12 protein-coding genes are annotated in these 14,965 nt (G+C 73.0%); 3 read left to right on the top strand and 9 right to left on the bottom strand.

Annotation, left to right across the window (positions count from 1 at the left end):
- Window positions 1-9: 9 nt before the first annotated feature.
- The 9 genes from ABGA99_RS06505 to ABGA99_RS06465 all read right to left on the bottom strand — a co-directional run bounded on the left by ABGA99_RS06505 (window position 10) and on the right by ABGA99_RS06465 (window position 11,884).
- Window positions 10-924, bottom strand: coding sequence for an NAD-dependent epimerase/dehydratase family protein (locus ABGA99_RS06505; protein ID WP_347576302.1), 915 nt, complete (start codon window positions 922-924; stop codon window positions 10-12).
- Between the two features lie 91 nt (window positions 925-1,015).
- On the bottom strand, window positions 1,016-1,159 hold the full coding sequence (locus tag ABGA99_RS06500; protein ID WP_347576303.1) for a hypothetical protein: 144 nt from the start codon (window positions 1,157-1,159) through the stop codon (window positions 1,016-1,018).
- A 179-nt stretch (window positions 1,160-1,338) separates the two neighbouring features.
- On the bottom strand, window positions 1,339-2,613 hold the full coding sequence (locus ABGA99_RS06495) for a TIGR02679 family protein (RefSeq protein WP_347576304.1): 1,275 nt from the start codon (window positions 2,611-2,613) through the stop codon (window positions 1,339-1,341).
- A complete protein-coding gene (locus ABGA99_RS06490; protein WP_347576305.1) occupies window positions 2,610-6,767 on the bottom strand; it encodes a TIGR02680 family protein in 4,158 nt (1,385 codons plus the stop codon). Before ABGA99_RS06490 ends, ABGA99_RS06495 begins: the two co-directional genes overlap by 4 nt.
- Window positions 6,764-8,011 carry a TIGR02678 family protein gene (locus ABGA99_RS06485; protein ID WP_347576306.1) on the bottom strand — a complete coding sequence of 416 codons (1,248 nt, stop codon included), beginning with the start codon at window positions 8,009-8,011 and terminating at the stop codon, window positions 6,764-6,766. The genes ABGA99_RS06490 and ABGA99_RS06485 overlap by 4 nt, the downstream gene beginning before the upstream one ends.
- A complete protein-coding gene (locus ABGA99_RS06480; RefSeq protein WP_347582282.1) occupies window positions 8,008-10,578 on the bottom strand; it encodes a TIGR02677 family protein in 2,571 nt (856 codons plus the stop codon). The genes ABGA99_RS06485 and ABGA99_RS06480 overlap by 4 nt, the downstream gene beginning before the upstream one ends.
- 16 nt (window positions 10,579-10,594) lie before the next feature.
- Window positions 10,595-11,245 (bottom strand): hypothetical protein, encoded by a 651-nt coding sequence (locus tag ABGA99_RS06475; protein WP_347576308.1) that lies wholly within the window; start codon window positions 11,243-11,245, stop codon window positions 10,595-10,597.
- Window positions 11,239-11,631, bottom strand: a complete 393-nt coding sequence (locus ABGA99_RS06470; RefSeq protein ID WP_347576309.1) for a hypothetical protein — start codon at window positions 11,629-11,631, stop codon at window positions 11,239-11,241. The genes ABGA99_RS06475 and ABGA99_RS06470 overlap by 7 nt, the downstream gene beginning before the upstream one ends.
- Before the next feature lie 10 nt (window positions 11,632-11,641).
- Window positions 11,642-11,884, bottom strand: coding sequence for a hypothetical protein (locus ABGA99_RS06465; protein ID WP_347576310.1), 243 nt, complete (start codon window positions 11,882-11,884; stop codon window positions 11,642-11,644).
- A gap of 322 nt (window positions 11,885-12,206) precedes the next feature.
- On the opposite strand from ABGA99_RS06465, the gene ABGA99_RS06460 reads away from it, so the two are divergent.
- The 3 genes from ABGA99_RS06460 to ABGA99_RS06450 all read left to right on the top strand — a co-directional run bounded on the left by ABGA99_RS06460 (window position 12,207) and on the right by ABGA99_RS06450 (window position 14,962).
- On the top strand, window positions 12,207-12,605 hold the full coding sequence (locus tag ABGA99_RS06460) for a transposase (RefSeq protein WP_347576311.1): 399 nt from the start codon (window positions 12,207-12,209) through the stop codon (window positions 12,603-12,605).
- Between the two features lie 720 nt (window positions 12,606-13,325).
- The gene (locus ABGA99_RS06455; protein WP_347576312.1) at window positions 13,326-14,171 is read left to right on the top strand and encodes a helix-turn-helix transcriptional regulator; all 846 of its coding nucleotides are present in this window, start codon (window positions 13,326-13,328) and stop codon (window positions 14,169-14,171) included.
- Window positions 14,168-14,962 carry an SAM-dependent methyltransferase gene (locus tag ABGA99_RS06450; protein ID WP_347576313.1) on the top strand — a complete coding sequence of 265 codons (795 nt, stop codon included), beginning with the start codon at window positions 14,168-14,170 and terminating at the stop codon, window positions 14,960-14,962. The genes ABGA99_RS06455 and ABGA99_RS06450 overlap by 4 nt, the downstream gene beginning before the upstream one ends.
- Window positions 14,963-14,965: the final 3 nt, after the last annotated feature.

The raw sequence follows: 14,965 nt of genomic DNA, 5'->3' as shown, positions 1-14,965 counted from the left end.
CCACGGCGGTCAGCCGGCGGTGATCATTTCCCTGAGCGTCTCGTCGAGCGGAGCCGGGTGGAGATCGAACGTCTCCTCGATGCGGGAGGAGTCCAGGACGAACGGCTGCTGGAACTGGTACTGCATCTCCGGCAGTTCCCGCACCACAGGCGAGAACAGCCCGCCGGCCCGCAGCACCCAGCCCGGCATGGCGCGCAGCCGCGGCTCGCGTACCTCTGCCAGCCGGGCCAGCCGGGCGGCCAGTTCGCGTACGGACAGCGGCGGTGGGGTGGGCGCGTGCCAGACCCGGCCCCAGGCCCGCTCGTCCTGCGCGACGGTCACCAGCGCCCGGGCGGCGTCGCGGGTGGCCGTCCAACTATGCGGGGCGTCGAGGTCGGCCGGCACCAACGCGGGCTTGCCGGCCAGCACCTTGGGCGCGACGGTGAGGGAGATGACGGAGTACGCGCCGGCGCCGATGAAGTCCGAGGCGCGGACGGTGGTCAGGCGCACCCGCCCGGCCTCGTGCGCGGCGTCGGCCTGCCGCCAGACCTCGGCCCGAACGCGGCCCTTGACGCTGGAGGGGGCCAGGGGCAGGTCCTCGGTCATGGGCCCGTCGACGGGCCCGTAGGCATAGAGGTTGTCCAGCATGACGTAGTCGGCGCCGGTGCGCTCCGCCGCGGTGAGGAGCCCTTCGGCCAGCGGCGGGAGGGCCTTGGGCCAGGTGTGGTACGGCGGGGCGGCGCAGTTGAACAGGGTGGCGGCGCCCCGGGCGACCTCCGAGAGCCGGTCGGCGTCGGCGGCGTCGGCGGCCACGCGCTCGATCGACGGGTGCTCGGGCCCGCCGCCGCTGCGGGTGACCAATCGGACGCGGTGGCCGGCGTCGGCGAGCAGACGTGCGGTGGCCACGCCGGTGCCACCGGCTCCGACCACGACGGCGAGGGACATGCGCTTCTCCATGGGCTGCGGGCGGGCTCAGTGCCGGGGTGCGGCAACCTCCGGACGTATGGCACGGTCCGATTGCCGGACACCCGGAGGTTCAGACTATGCCTCCGCCGGATCGGGCCGCGGCGAGCCCGGCGGCACGCGGGCCGGTCCAGGTGCCCTCGTCCTCGGGCATCCGGAACGCCTGGATCGGCAGCGGGGTCTTGACCCGCTCCGGCTCCACGCCGTTGCGGGTCACCGTGACGTTGGTGTTCGCGACCGCGGCCCCGGCCCGTTTCCGACCTCTGTCGGTACGCGGTCGTCGCTGCCCCCGGCAGTGAGCAGATCAGCCGGTTTCATCGAACGCCTGCCACCTGTCACGCCCGGGTGTGTTCAGCAGGCGGCTGATCCGCGGTGGGCGGGTGGCCGGCGGCGGGCTCAGCGAATCAGATCGCCGAGCAGGTCGTCGATGACGCTTTCCTCCTCGACACGGACCCCGAGTTCGATCAGAGCGGCGGTCAGCCCGGGGTCCCAGGGGGCGGACGCGGGGGTGCCCCGCAGCGGGCGTGCGAGCGGCATCGTGGCCGCCGCCGCCCGGTAGTCCACCACGGTGTAGCGCCAGGGGCGCCACGGCACGCGGCGCAGCAGCCCGCCCGCGATGCGCAGGCCGCCCCAGTCGAAGTCGCCGTGGTAGCGCAGCCTCGCCCCGCTCGTGTGCAGAAGCCGCAGCAGGGTGAGCGCGGCGGCCGAGGGCTGGCCCTGGAGGCAGACCAGGGGGGCGCAGGCGGCGCCGTGCGCATCGGCCGCGGCTGCGACGACCGCGGGGTTCTCGCATACGTACACCGTGGGGGTGATGGCCGGCGAAAGGGGCGCGCCGCGGGCGAGCTGGCGCAGGGTCAGCACCGCCGGCTCACCCGCGTCGGCCAGCGCGTCGAGTGCCGCGGTGCCGCGCACACCCAGGGCCAGCACGGTGGCGGACAGGGCGTCCTTCAACAGGCCCGCCGAGGCCCAGGCCGCCCGGCGCCACTCGGCGCCCTCGCCGTCGGGGAAGCCCGTCAGGGCCAGGATGCCCGAGCGGACCAGGGTGGCGAGCGGGGTGCCGTCGTCGAGGGCATGGGCGTCGCCGAGCGTCTGGGCGGCGAACTCGGCGAGCGAGCGGGCCGGATCGGCGGGGAGCGCGACGAGCGCCGAGACGGTCGCGGCGAGCAGCGGGCGGGCCGCATCGGGGGTGCGGGCGAGGCGGCGTACGAAGCCGTCACGGCGGATGTCATCGGCCCAGTCCGCCAGGTCCGCGGGCAGGGCCGCGAGTGGTGCGTACGCCTCCTCCCACGCCCGCGCCTCCCGCTCGCGGGCCTCTGCAAGGGCCTGCACGGGTCCGGTCAAGGCGGTCACGGCGGCGGCCAGGCCCGCGGGGCTGACACGTGAGCGGCGCAGCACCGCGTCGACCTCGTTCAGCCGTACGCTCAGTGAGCGGCCCGGACGAGGGGCGCGGCCAAGCAGGCGTTCGGTGGCCGCGCGTTGTGCGGCCGTGGCAGAGGCGAGCGTGACCGCGCCGGTCAAGGGCTCGCCGCGGGCCATCCGGCGGCGGACGCGCTCCACCAGCCAACCGAGGCCCGGATCGCCGAGCAGGCGGGTGAGGCGGTCGGGGTCCATACGCACCGCGTCGTCGTCGCCGGTCGGCTCGGCTCCGGCGGGCGGCAGGTCCCCGCTCACGTCCACAGTGGCTCCGCACCGGACTCCTGCGCGGCACCGGCCCGCGGCACCGGGACACCACCCTGCGCCGCCGCCGTGCGCTCCGGCTCCACGCCCTGGTCCAGAATCGCCCCGTCCCACTCCCAGCGGGTGACCAGCACCGCCGCGATCTCGTCCACCCGCGACAGCTGCGCGATGGCGATCCCCGGCACCTGCGGGTAGCAGGCCCACTCCCGCTCGCTCGTCATCACCACGTCGAGATCGAAGGCGTGCAGCAGGCCGAGGCACTTGGCACGGGAGTCGTCGTCGACACCGGCGAACGCCTCGTCCAGGGCGACCAGCCGCGGGGCGTCCTGTGCGGCGGTGGCGTAGTGGGAAGAGGCCGCCGCGAACAGCGGCACGCTCATGGCCAGCACCCGCTCTCCCCCGGAGGCGGGTCCGGTGGCCGGCACCCACCGGCCCTGCTGGTGGCGTTCCACGCCGAACTCGTGCCAGGAGCGGTAGTCCAGTGCCGCGGTGAGCACCTCCAGCCAACTGCCCTTCCCGCCTCCTTCCCCTTCGTCATTCTGCTGCCGCGCGATCTGGGCCTGCAGGAACTCCCCGACCGCGGCCCGGTCCTCCGGTGCCCAGGCGTCGGCGGTCTGCCGCAGCCGCGTACGGGCCCGGTCCAGGCCGGCCGGCGCCTTGCGGGAGGGGCGCCAGATCAGCCGCAGCCGCATGCCGGTGGAGGTGGGGCGCTGTTCCAGCTCGTCGTTCATGCGCCGCACCTGCAGCTCGGCGGCGGCGATCAGTTCCTGGAGGGTGCCGGCGACCTCGGTGAGCAGGTGGGTCTCCAGGATCTCGCGCTCGTGCGCGGACAGGATCCGCTGCAGCTCGGCTACCTCGGCCGCCAGCGCCTCCGCAAGTTCGGGCACGGCCCGCTCCCTGCCCTGGTAGAGGATGTCGACGGCCATGCCGTCGTCGGTCATCCGTGCGCTGGCGCTGTGGCCGCCTCGGGAGAGGGCGTCCTGCAGCTTCTTGTACTCCTCGCCGAGCCGTTTCTGCACGCGCTCCCAGGCGCCGTCGGAGTCGTCGACGCCGGCTTCCGCCAGCTCCGCCTCCACGGTGCGGGCGAGCGCGATGGCGGGCTTCGCCGCCCAGCCGCCGGCGTCCTGCGCCGGCACCGCCACATCCGGAAGCGCCACGGCGAGCAGCCCGGTGGCGGCGAACCGTTGCAGCGCGGCAATCGCCTCGGCGCGGGCGGCGGTGGCCTCCCGGGTGTCCTTCTCCAGTTGCTCGATCCTCCCCTCCGCACGCCCGGCGCTCTTCTCCGCCGAGGTGTGGTCCGTACGCGCCTGCCGCTGACCCCGTTCGCACGCGTCCCGTGCGTCCGCGGTCTCTGCCAGCCGCCGCTGGAGCTCGGCCACGGCCGCGCCCACAGTGCTGCCCAGGGTGGCGTGGCGCTCCCCGGCCGCCGCTGCCGTACGGGCCGACTCCTCGGCGCGTACGGTCAGTTCCGCCACCCGTTCCCCGGCCCGCTCGGTCTCGCCGCGGTCCTCGGCGGCGGCCCGCGCGGCGGCGGCGCGTTCGCGCAGCGCCGGCCACAGCGCGGCCAGCACTGCGGTGTAGTCGGCCAGCGCCTGCCGTACGGCGGTCAGACCCGGCCGGTCGGCGGGCAGGTCCACGGCCGCGGCGGTCTCCGTCAGTTCGGTGGCGGCAGCCTCCTCCACACGGGCGGCTTCGCGGGCCGTCCCGGCATGCTCGTCGCGGCGGCTACGGGCCCGGTGGGCGGCCTCCGCGGCGACGGCGGTCTGCGCGTGTGCGTGGCGCAGGTCCGCCTCGTCGGGGACGGCGGCGAGTTCGGCGTCCAGCGTGCGGCGCTGGGCGGCCACCGCGTCCCGCTGCGTCTGACGTGCCGCCCGCGCCGCCGCGAGTTCGCCGAGTTCGCCGCGCAGCTCGGCGATACGGGTCCGGCGGGCCTCCTCGCGCGCACCTTCACCCACGTACACGGCGGAGTCCTTCGCCCAGGTGCCGGTCAGCGCGCCCACGCGAAAGCGGCCGTCCGGAGCCACCCAGGTGTCACCGTGGCCGGTGCCGGTGCCGTCACCCGGCCCGTCGCCCAGACCGATCGCCCCGAGCAGCCGAACCACCGCTGCCTCGCCCACCGCGGCGGCACGCGCGTCGCCGCGGTCCACCGCCGGGCGCAGGGCCCCGTCGAGGCGCGGTCGCCCGGTGAGCGGAGCACCGGGGGCGAGCAGCACGTCGTGCCCGTCCGCCGCGAGCGCGGTGCCGTCGGGACACACCCGGGCGTCCAGCAGCCCGGACGCCTCCAACGCCGCCTCCAGACCGGCGCGTTCCTCCGTACCGACATGCTCGCGGAAGTCAACGAGACGCCACAGCGGCACGCCCGGCGCCTTCTCGCGTACACCGGGGGTACGCGTGTGGGGCACCGGCGGCCCGACCTGGCCGCCCGCTTCGAGCCCGGCCAGCTCCCGCTCGGCCGCCTCCCTCCGGACGCCGAGGTCCGCCAGCCGCCGCCCCAGCGCGGCCGACTCGTCGGCCAGCCGCGCGGCGCGCACGCGATGGGCGTGGGCGGCGCGCTCGCGGGCGGGTGACGGGCCGGTCAGATGCGTCGTCCAGTCCGTCAGGACGTCGAGCAGCCCCCCGGGGTCGTCGACGGCCAGCTCGGCGCAGCCCCGGAGATGGTCGCGTACGGCGGCGACGAGCGCGCTTCCCGCCGCGGCAGCCGCCGCCTCGGCCTCGGCGTGCCGCTCGGCGGTGTGCCCGGCCTCCCGCTCGGCCTCGTCCAGGCGGCAGGCGGCGACGCGGCGCTCGGCCGCGGCCTGCTCGGCCTGCGCCGCCAGGTCCGCCACGTGGTCCACCGTGCGCCGCCTACGGTTGACCGCCTCCTCGGCCGCCCGGCGCAGCTCCGCTTCCGGGGTGCTGTCTGTCCTCAGGCCGCCGGTGAGCCGGGCGGCCCGGGCCACCTCCCGCTCCTGCTCCACGATCCGCGCAAGCTGGTCCTCCGCTTCCCCGAGCCGGGCGACGGCATCCGCGAGCCGGCCCAGCGCCCGGGTGTGGTCCTGCGCTGCCTGCTCCCGGTCGGCCTCGGCACGCCGCAGCTCTGCCTCCGTGCGACGGGCGTCGTCCGCGGCCTGCTCCAGCTCGCGGGCGCTGCGCATCTCCGGCCCTGCCCGCAGCGCCTCCTCCTGCGCCTTCAGCCGTACGGCCGTCTCCTCCAGCTCCGCGATCCGGGCCGCGGCCACCTGCCGGTCCGCCTCCGCCTGTGCCAGCTCCTCCCGCGCGGCGCCGAGGTCGCGGCCCAGCCGCTCGTAGCGGGCGTGCTCGGTACGCGGCAGCCGCGCGCGGCGGCGGGCCGCGACGCGGGCGTAGCGGCGGTAGTGATCGAGGAACGCGGAGGAGGCCCGCTCTGCCTCGGCCGCCTGCCGCAGCTCCTCCTTCTCCTCGTCCAGCGAGCGGAACGCCTCCGCCACGTCCGCGATCACCGTCTGATCCAGCGGCGGCAGCGCCTCCGTCAGCGCCCGCGACAGCGCGGCCTCGCTGGGCCGTTTCGAAAGCTGCGGCTGGCGGAGCTGGATGAGCAGGTCGACCAGGGCGGCGTAGCGCCGCTCGCCGAGCCCGAACAGCGCCTCGTCGACCGCCCTGCGGTACGCCTTCGCCTGGTCGTAGACCATGCCGCGACCCGCGAGGGCCTCCGTGAGCCGGTCGCGGGACAGCGCGGTGCCGGTGGCGTCGACGAGGCTCAGCTCCGTGCCGATCCGCTGGTCCGTGACCGCGTACCAGTGGCGGGCGATGCCGCGGCCCGCGACCGCCTTCACCCCGCACAGAAGGGTGACGAAGTGCGGCTGCCCGGTGCCGGTGTCGCGTCTGCCGAACTCGATCCAGGTGTAGCCGAGCCGCTCGGGGTGCGGGTGCTCGCCGCCGAGCAGCAGGTTCCACTCCATCCGCTTGCCCGGGTCGGCGTCGGGCTCCACGCGGCGCGCGGACAGGTCGCCGTCCAGCAGGAACGGCAGGGTGAGGGCGAGGACCTTGGACTTCCCGGTGCCGTTGTTGCCGCGCAGGAGCAGGCGGCCGTCGCGGAACCAGAACTCCTCGGTGTCGTAGTAGAAGAGGTCGACCAGGCCGATGCGCAGAGGGCGCCACCGACCGGGCACGGCGTGCGGGAGAACGGTCACTGCTCGGGGGCCTTTCGGGGGTCGGGGACTGGACGCACGACGGGTTCTCCCACCGCGTACCGGGCGAGTGCGGGCCGTGGGACGACTCCTTCGGCCGTACGGACCACCAGGCCCAGCGCGGTGAGCCGGTCCAGAGCCTGGCCGGTCAGCTCCGCCTCGGCGCCCGGCTGCCGGGCGCTCTTGGCCCAGAACCCGGCGTGCTGCCGGGCCAGCTCCCGCACCCGGGCGCCGAGCGCGGCCTCGGCGACGGGCCCGTCTGCCGCGGCCAGGTGCTCGGCGAGCAGCAGGGTGACGTGGCCGTACGTGCCCTGCTCGGGCATGCGTACGTCGGTGAGGTCAAAGGAGGCGCCGCCCGGGCGCAGGTCGCCGGGAGGGTCCACCATGGCGATGCCCTCGGCCCGCACCTCGGCGACCAGCCCGGTCAGTTCGGTGATGCGGGACGTGAGGAAGGCCCGCTGCCGGGTCAGGTACGCCAGCTCCTCGTCGGTCAGCTCGTCGTAGTACAGCACCGGGTCGTCGAGGAGCCGCCGGGTGAGGTGGTAGCGGATGGCGCGGAAGCGCAGCTCGTCGCTGTCCAGCTCGGTCTCGGCGGTGAGTCCGGCCAGCCGCTCGGCGAACCGCCCCGCGGTGACGAGCGACGGACCGCGGCGGGCGGCCAGCAGCCCGGCCAGCACCCGCCGCTCCACGTCGTACAGCACATCGCCGGAGCCGGAGACGTACGCGTCCTCGTCCCCGGCGACCCGGCGCAGCACCCCGAGGTGCAGCAGCAGCCGGACCACGGCCGCGAGGTCGAGGCGCTCGTCGCGCCGCTCCAGGGTGAACTCCAGCCCGGCCGCCGCCAGTTGCTCGTCGGCGGCGTCGAGAACGACCTGCTCGGCGAGCCGGCCGAGAGCGATCTGCGCCTCGCCGCGCTCCAGCGCCGCCAGCGCCAGGCACAGCAGCACGTACCGGCGCCGGGTGAACGGCGCCCGCGAACGGCTCACTTCGCGCGCCGGATGCGTGGGGTCCGCCAGTGTGCCGGGGGTGCGCAGCAGCCGGGCGGACTCGGCGTCCACCCGCAGCGGCCAGCCGGTGTTGCGGTCGAACCACTCGCGCAGTTCGGCCGCGTAGCGCCGGACCAGCCGGAAGCTGTCCGCCTGCGGGCCGCCGGCGAGCAGCAAGGGCTCCCGCAGCAGCGCGCGAGCCGCCTTCTGCAGCTCGGCGCCGCGGTGGGCGTCCAGGAACTCGCCGAGGGGGCTGCTCATGCGCGTACACCCGTGTCCACGGGAACGTCTGCGGGCACGTCCACGGCCAGTGGTGCGGCGCCTCCCGGGGCGGTGATCTCCAGCAGGTGGTCCGGCCCGCGGAACACCCCGCCCGGCGTGCGCACTTCCGCCCGTCCACCGTCGTGCAGAGCGGTGAGGCGGATCTCCATCGTGCCGTCGGTGCTGGTCGCGGTGGTGGTCAGGGTATCCGGGCGCCAGGTGGCCAGCGCATCCCCGAGCAGCCGCAGGAACAGGCCGAAGGCCACCGGGTCGAGTTCGCCGACCTGTGACAGCCGGACCTCGCCGCCGGTGGCCAGCCGGGCGCGGGCCGCGGCGGTCTCGGCCGCCTGCCTGACCGCGTACTCCGCCAGCCGCCGCCGCTCGGCGGAGCGGTCCCGCACCCGCCGCGGCTTGCCCCGCCGCTCGTAGCTGCCCGTCCGGCGCAGCTGCGGGCTGATCCTCAGCGGCTCCGCCGCCGCCCACGGCGTGGCGGGCGGCACCGGCTCCGCGGCCCGCGCCGCCAGGGTGTCGGCGTCGATGGTCAGGTGCCGGGCCGGATAGAGACCGAAGGCGGCGCGCCACAGCCGGTGCCGGGCGGCGTCGTCGGGCGCCTCGGCAAACCAGCGGGCCAGGGTGCGGAAGTCCGCGGAGCGGTCGGTGCGTCCGGCCCGCCGCTCGTTGAGCTGCCGTACCACGGCCAGCAGTTGCGGGATCGCGCCGAGCGCCCGGCCGCGCAGCAGCCGGGCCTGCGACTCGCGGCCGTCCGCGGAGACGAACCAGGAGGCCAGCCCCGACCACCGGGCCGCCCAGCGCTCGTACGCCTGCGCCTGCGCGGTCTCGGCCTCCTCCGGTGCGGCGTCGGCCGATTCGCGGGCAGCCGCGAGCCGCAGCAGCGTCTCCACCCGGCCCTGCTGCTCCAGCTCCCCGATCAGCCGGGCGATCCGCCCGCCGAGGGCGATCAGGTCCTGGATGAACCGCTCCAGATACTGGATCAACCGGTCCTTGTACGCGAGGAAGACCTCGACTTCGACCCCGTGCAGGTCGATGGTGCGCTGCAGGGAACCCATGAAGGCCCGCGCGTTCTCCGCCAGCGCCGCGAACCGGTCCGCGAGCGCGGCCAGTGCCAGATGCGCCTTCGCCGCGTCCGGCTCGTCGTCCGCCGCGAGCACCAGCAGCGCCCGCAGCTGGGTGACGATGTCGTGCAGCGCGACGGCCTGCAGTGCGCCGCGCCGCCCCAGCGCCTCGTCGTACGCCGCGATCGCCAGCTCCACCGCTTCGCCGGCCGGCGTGAGCTGGTAGATGAACCGCTTGCGGTAGAAGTCCTCGACCGCGGTCACGCGCGAGGTGTCCGGGTCGGCCCGCAGGTTGCCCCACTGCACGAGCCGGTCCAGCGCCTTGGCCACGGCCTCCGCCTCGGCCGGCCGCTCCTCCGGCGGCAGCGCGGCGTGGACGTCCTCCGGCCGCAGGTGCACCGCGAAGCGCTCCTTGGCCGCGGTGAAGACGGCCATCACCTGCCGGTAGAGGGCGGCATGGGGAACCGTGAGGTGGGCGAACGGGCCGCGCCCGGCCTCGTGCCGCGCGGATTCGGGTGCACTCATCGCGGGGCATTCTTCCCGAGCGACCCCGGGTCGGTGCAACCGCGACCGGATCTGCACACATCGCGACCGCTTTCCGATGCCGATACCGCTCGCCGCCGTCACCCGCCGGACTGCCGACATCGCGCTCACCGCCACCGAGACCGCCGTTGCCGCCGGTGGGGTGTCGATGCGCTCGCTGAGGTAGCGGCGTGCCCGGTCGCCGCCGACGGTCCCGGCCTGCTCCAGCAACCGCCGCTCCGCCTCGGCGGCCACGTCGCCGTCCAGGTCGAGGGTGTGGGCGTCGGTGTTGCGGGAGTGCTCGCACGCCGCCTGCCGCAAGGCCGCCACGTAAACAGCAGCGGTGCCCCGGTCCAGCGCGCGGCGGATGAAGGGGGTCACGGACAGCGCCTCGACTTGGCGGTAGAAGGTGGCGTGGTAGTGCTCGAAGTCCTCGAAGTGGGCGAGGTCGCGGGGCCGGGACCAGTTGTCGAGGGCGACGACGAGACCGGGCCGGCGGACGTCGCGGCCGACGCGGGACGATGCCTGGATGTACTCCGCCGTGTTCTCCGGCTGGCCGACGACGAGCATCAGCCCGAACCGCGAGACGTCGACGCCGACCTGCAGCATCGAGGTGGCCAGCACCGCGTCCACGGGCCTTTGGGCCCTTCTGGGCGGGTCGACCCGCGGTTCGCGCTTGGCCCGGTATGCCTCCGCCCATTCGGCCCGCAGCGCCCGCCGCCTCTTCGAGGTGTGCCACTCGGGGTCGAAACCCCTCTCCTGGCGCTTGAGCGTGGCACCGACATCGGCGGAGGAGATCCGCGAGGTGAGTTCCTGGATGTTCAGCATCTCGGTCCCCACCAGGCGGTCAGCGATGGTCTCGTGCCCCTTGCGGGAGCCGTTCCGCCGCACCCTGGTGGTGATGTCGTCGTCCAGATAGCGCCGCATGCCGGCCAGCTCGCGGGCGACGTTGAAGCACCCGACCAGCGTCATGTACGGATCGGCGGGCTCACCGTACGTGTCGAAAGAGCTGCTGCCCGGCGAGCAGCATGATCTCGGCGACACGGATCTCGGCCGCCTTCAGGCGGGTGCCGTGGGCGCACACTCCCAGACAGCGGCGGCCCGGATGGTCGCCGCTCAGCTCGACCTGACGGGAGAAGAACGTGTCGCCGACGTCCAGTACCTGCGGCGGGAAGACGGCGACCCTGCGGCCAAAGACGCCGCGTACCTGGTCGGCCGCGCGCTTCGTGGTCGCGGTGGAGGCGACAATCCTGGGTCCCACCTCACGGCGGCTGCCGTCCGAATCGCTCAGGCTCCAACCGCACAACTGGTCGACCGCCGCCTCGAACAGACCCACCGTAGTGCCCAGCCCACCTGAGATGAGGTGCAGTTCGTCCTGGATGATGAGGTCCGGCGGGCGCAGCCGCGGCATCGGCTGGGACCGGACGGCGAGCAGCGGGGCCTTCGCGTTGTGCCGGCCGCCGCAGCCGGTCTCGGCGTCCAGGCCGGGGTGGCGGAGGCCGTGGCGGGGGCACCACTCGGTGACGCGGCCGAAGAGCAGCCCCGCGTAGCCGTTCCAGGGCAGTTGGGCGAGCATGTCGACGGTGGCGATCAGCATGGCCGGAGCGAGCCGGTAGATCTCCTCGTCGACCGTCAGCACCGGAATGCCCTCCCCCGGCGCGGCAAGCCGGGAGAAGGGGCAGCGGTCCTCGCCTCCCCGCGCGGGCAGTACAGCAGCACCCGGCGCCGGCCCACGTCCGCGTCCATGTTGCGGTGCGCGCTCAGCCCCTGACCGCACCAGGGGCAGCTGAGCACCTGGATCACGCGAGCGTGTTTGTCGTCGGCCGAGTCGACCGCCGCGGCGTCCTGCTCGCGGGCCTCGCCGAACCACTTCGGCGACACCGAGGTGCCCACCCACAGGCCGATACGGAACGGGGCGGTGCCCCACCGCCCGTCGCCCGCCGCCACGGCCTCCCGCCGCAGCACCTCGGCCGCGCACACCACTGCGGGCGCTGGGAGCTCGTGGTGCGATGTGTGACTCGTCAATCGGCCGTGGTCAGTGCTCCGCGTCTGCTCTGCGCCGGGGCGGGAGCGGGATCCAGCCGCGTCGTGCGGCTTCCACGCCGCCCTGGAATCGATTGTCCGCTCCGAGGGATGCCAGCAGCTCGGCTACGCGCCTGCTGTAAGTCCGCGGCGACATGTGCAGGGCTCGGCTCGCGACGAGGTCCGGCGTGCCCGCAAGCATCTGCCGCAGCACGGGCAGCAGGTGTGCGGGCGGCTGTTCTGTCTGTACCGGCATGGCGCACGGCTCCCGAGACGTGTGATGTGTGCGTGATTGCCCTGGTGAGTGAATATCTCTTTGCGTTTCGACTACGAGTCGGACCTGCGTTTCGCCGGGAAGGGTCAGGCGTAGATGGCTTTAGCCCCCTGGGGGAAGAGAGAGCTGCCTCTTCTGCGGTTGGCCCGTTCGGCGGTGCGCCAGTGCGGCAGATACCAGCGCGGACATCGTCAGTGGCCTCCCATGGGTTTGTGGCCAACACCTCCGTAGAGAGTGAGGAGCCCCGAAGATCCTGGACAGGGACCCAATAGGGTTGTCCTGTAAGGAATCGAGGGAAGAAGCAGTGGCGCCACCGAGCAAGTATTCGCCGGAGTTCCGCGAAGAAGCGGTCCAGCTGGCACTGAAATCCAGCAAGCCGATCGCGCACGTCGCCCGGGAACTCGACATGCACCCCGAGACGCTTCGCACGTGGGTGCGCCAGTATGAGCGCGAGCACGGACGGCAGGACGGTCCGCTTCCGGCCGCATCGCGGCTGGAGGTCATCAACGGCATCCGCTTGTGCGGCATGCGGGTGAACTCCTGTCTCCCCGTGCGGTGGCTGGGTGCTGATCCTTCTCTTCATGGCGCGACTACTCACGATGTGCGTGACCTGCGACTGATCCCCTCGTTGGTGTGGGCGTGCTGCCCCGCATCGCGCCGCCTGTCGTACGACGATTCGGTGTGCGTGATCGGCGAGCTGTAGGCGCGGCAGACGGTCCTTGAGCTGCAGCTGGCGGCCAAGGATGCTGAGATCGCGGAGCTGAAGGTGGAGAACACCGAGCTGATGCTGCGCCTGGCTCTGGGCTCCACCAACAGCGGCAAGCCGCTGTCGACCGACTCGCCCTTCCGCGTGCCGCCGCCGCGTTCGCTGCGCCACCCACGGCCGCAGGCCCGGTGCCCTTGGATGGTCATGAGGGCCACCAACTGGAACGCGTCGCCGACGCCGACGAAGTCCTCGACGAGCACCGGCCGGAGGCATGCACGACGGGTGTCGAGACAGAAACGGGCGGGGGCGGCCGGGCTCATACGCGTTCGTCCGGCTGCCGTGGGCCAACGGCAGGTTCGTCTCGTTGTGTTCGTGGGCGCGGCGGCTTGCGCACGCCTCGTCGACGGTGGGGGCGCTCGGGATTGCCTTGGGCGGATCCCGCGTCATCAATCATCTCCGCGCCTCTCTGCTCCTGCTCTTGTGGGTCAATCACGTCTCTGCAGAACTGGCGGTGAGTCAGGTCCTGTGCCCCGCGCAGGTGCCGGCCGAGAAGGCCAGCTCGTAGCGACCGCTCGACGGACATCGCGGCCCAACACCGCGAGGTCGTCGACCACTTGTCGTGGTCGGACCTATCTCAACGGGTTGCGTGCAGGGATTGCAAGGTGCAGAGTGACCGTTATCCGCAAGTTGCGGAGAGTGCTGGAGAGGGTGGGTCCTGTGGCCCGAGAGAGGTCTGGTCCGACCGTCGCGCACCTCGTCCTGGCCACCCGGCTCAAGGACTTGCGGGAGGGTGCGGGGCTTTCGCCGGGGCAGGCGGCTGATGTTCTCGGCGCTCACCCGGCCACCGTTCGGCGAATCGAACAGGCCCGGACATCGCTGGATGAGGGCCAGGTCCACACGCTGCTTCAGGCGTACGGGGCCGGTCCTGCGGAGATCCAGGAGATCCTCGGCAAGTTGGCGACCGCCAACTTGCCGGGCTGGTGGCATCCGTGGCGTGCCGTCATGGATTCATGGCAGCTCGACTTGATGAGCGTGGAATCCGCGGCCAGTGTGATCCGCACCTGGGATCCGGCACTTGTTCCTGCTTTGCTGCGCACACCGGACTATGCCCGCGCCGTTTACGACGCCCTGTGGCCGTTTCTGTCTCCTGCGGACAGGGATCGGCGAACGGAGTTTCTGATGGAGCGGCAGGAGCGTTTGCGCGCACAGCAGACACATATCTGGTCCCTGATGTCGGCCGTGGCGCTGCACACCCGTGTAGGCAGTGAAGAGATCATGGCCGATCAGATGAAGGCATTGCGGTCTGCCGCCGACCGGCGCAAGGTGACGTTGCAGGTCCACGCCCTCAAAGGACCCCCACACGTCTTGACCGAATGTCCGAGCCTGACCCTCTACCGGGTCGAGGTGCCCGAGATCCCAGACCACGTGGTACGGCAGGGAGGCCCGGCCGGCTCCGCCGACGTCGTGGATGAACCCGAGACCGTGGCGGCCTACCGCACACTCCTGGACTACTCCAGCCTCACAGCGTCCCATCCCCACAAGTGGAAAGAGGAACTGTCATGACCGAGCCGACAAAGCCGGACGAGATCGATGTGTCCGTCCCGCACAGCGCGCGTGTCTGGAACTACTGGCTGGGCGGCAAAGACTGGTTCGCCGCCGACAAGGCCGCCGGCGATGCCTACAGCACCAAGTACCCTGACATGACGCAGATGGCCCGGGAGTCACGGAACTTTCTGGTACGCACCGTCACCTACCTTGCCCGAGAGTGCGGGATGCGCCAATTTCTCGACGTGGGTGCCGGACTGCCCACGGCCAACAACACTCACGAGATCGTTCAGCGCATCGCGTCCGAGAGCCGCGTGGTCTACGTCGACCACGACCCCCTCGTCTTGCTGCATGTGCACGCCATGGGCGACAGCACCTTAGAGGGTGCTATGGACTACGTGCTCGCGGATATGCGCGATACCGACCTCGTCCTGGACGGCGCCGCGAAGACTCTGGACATGAGTCGGCCCATCGCCGTGGTCATCAATGACGTGCTGGGGCACATCGTAGACTGGGACGAAGCCTTGGGCCTGGTACGCCGCCTCGTGGCCCGGGTCCCCTCGGGGAGCTACTTGTCCCTGAGCCACTCCACCGCCAGCGATGCCAAGCATCGTGAGGTGCAGGACGAATACAACAACTCTGGCGCCATTCCTTACATTATGCGTGAACCGGAGGTGACGAAGGCTTTCTTCGATGGCCTTGATCTGGTCGAACCCGGCTTCGTGTCCTGGCCAAACTGGCGACCCGACGCGAATACCGGCCGCACCACCGAGCGCGCGGGGTGGGGTGGCGTGGCACGGATCCCGTGATCC

It is taken from the genome of Streptomyces sp. B5E4, from assembly GCF_039871555.1.
Classification (GTDB): domain Bacteria; phylum Actinomycetota; class Actinomycetes; order Streptomycetales; family Streptomycetaceae; genus Streptomyces.
The sequence above is the reverse complement of the archived record's forward strand: the minus strand, read 5'-3'. Positions and strand labels throughout refer to the sequence as shown.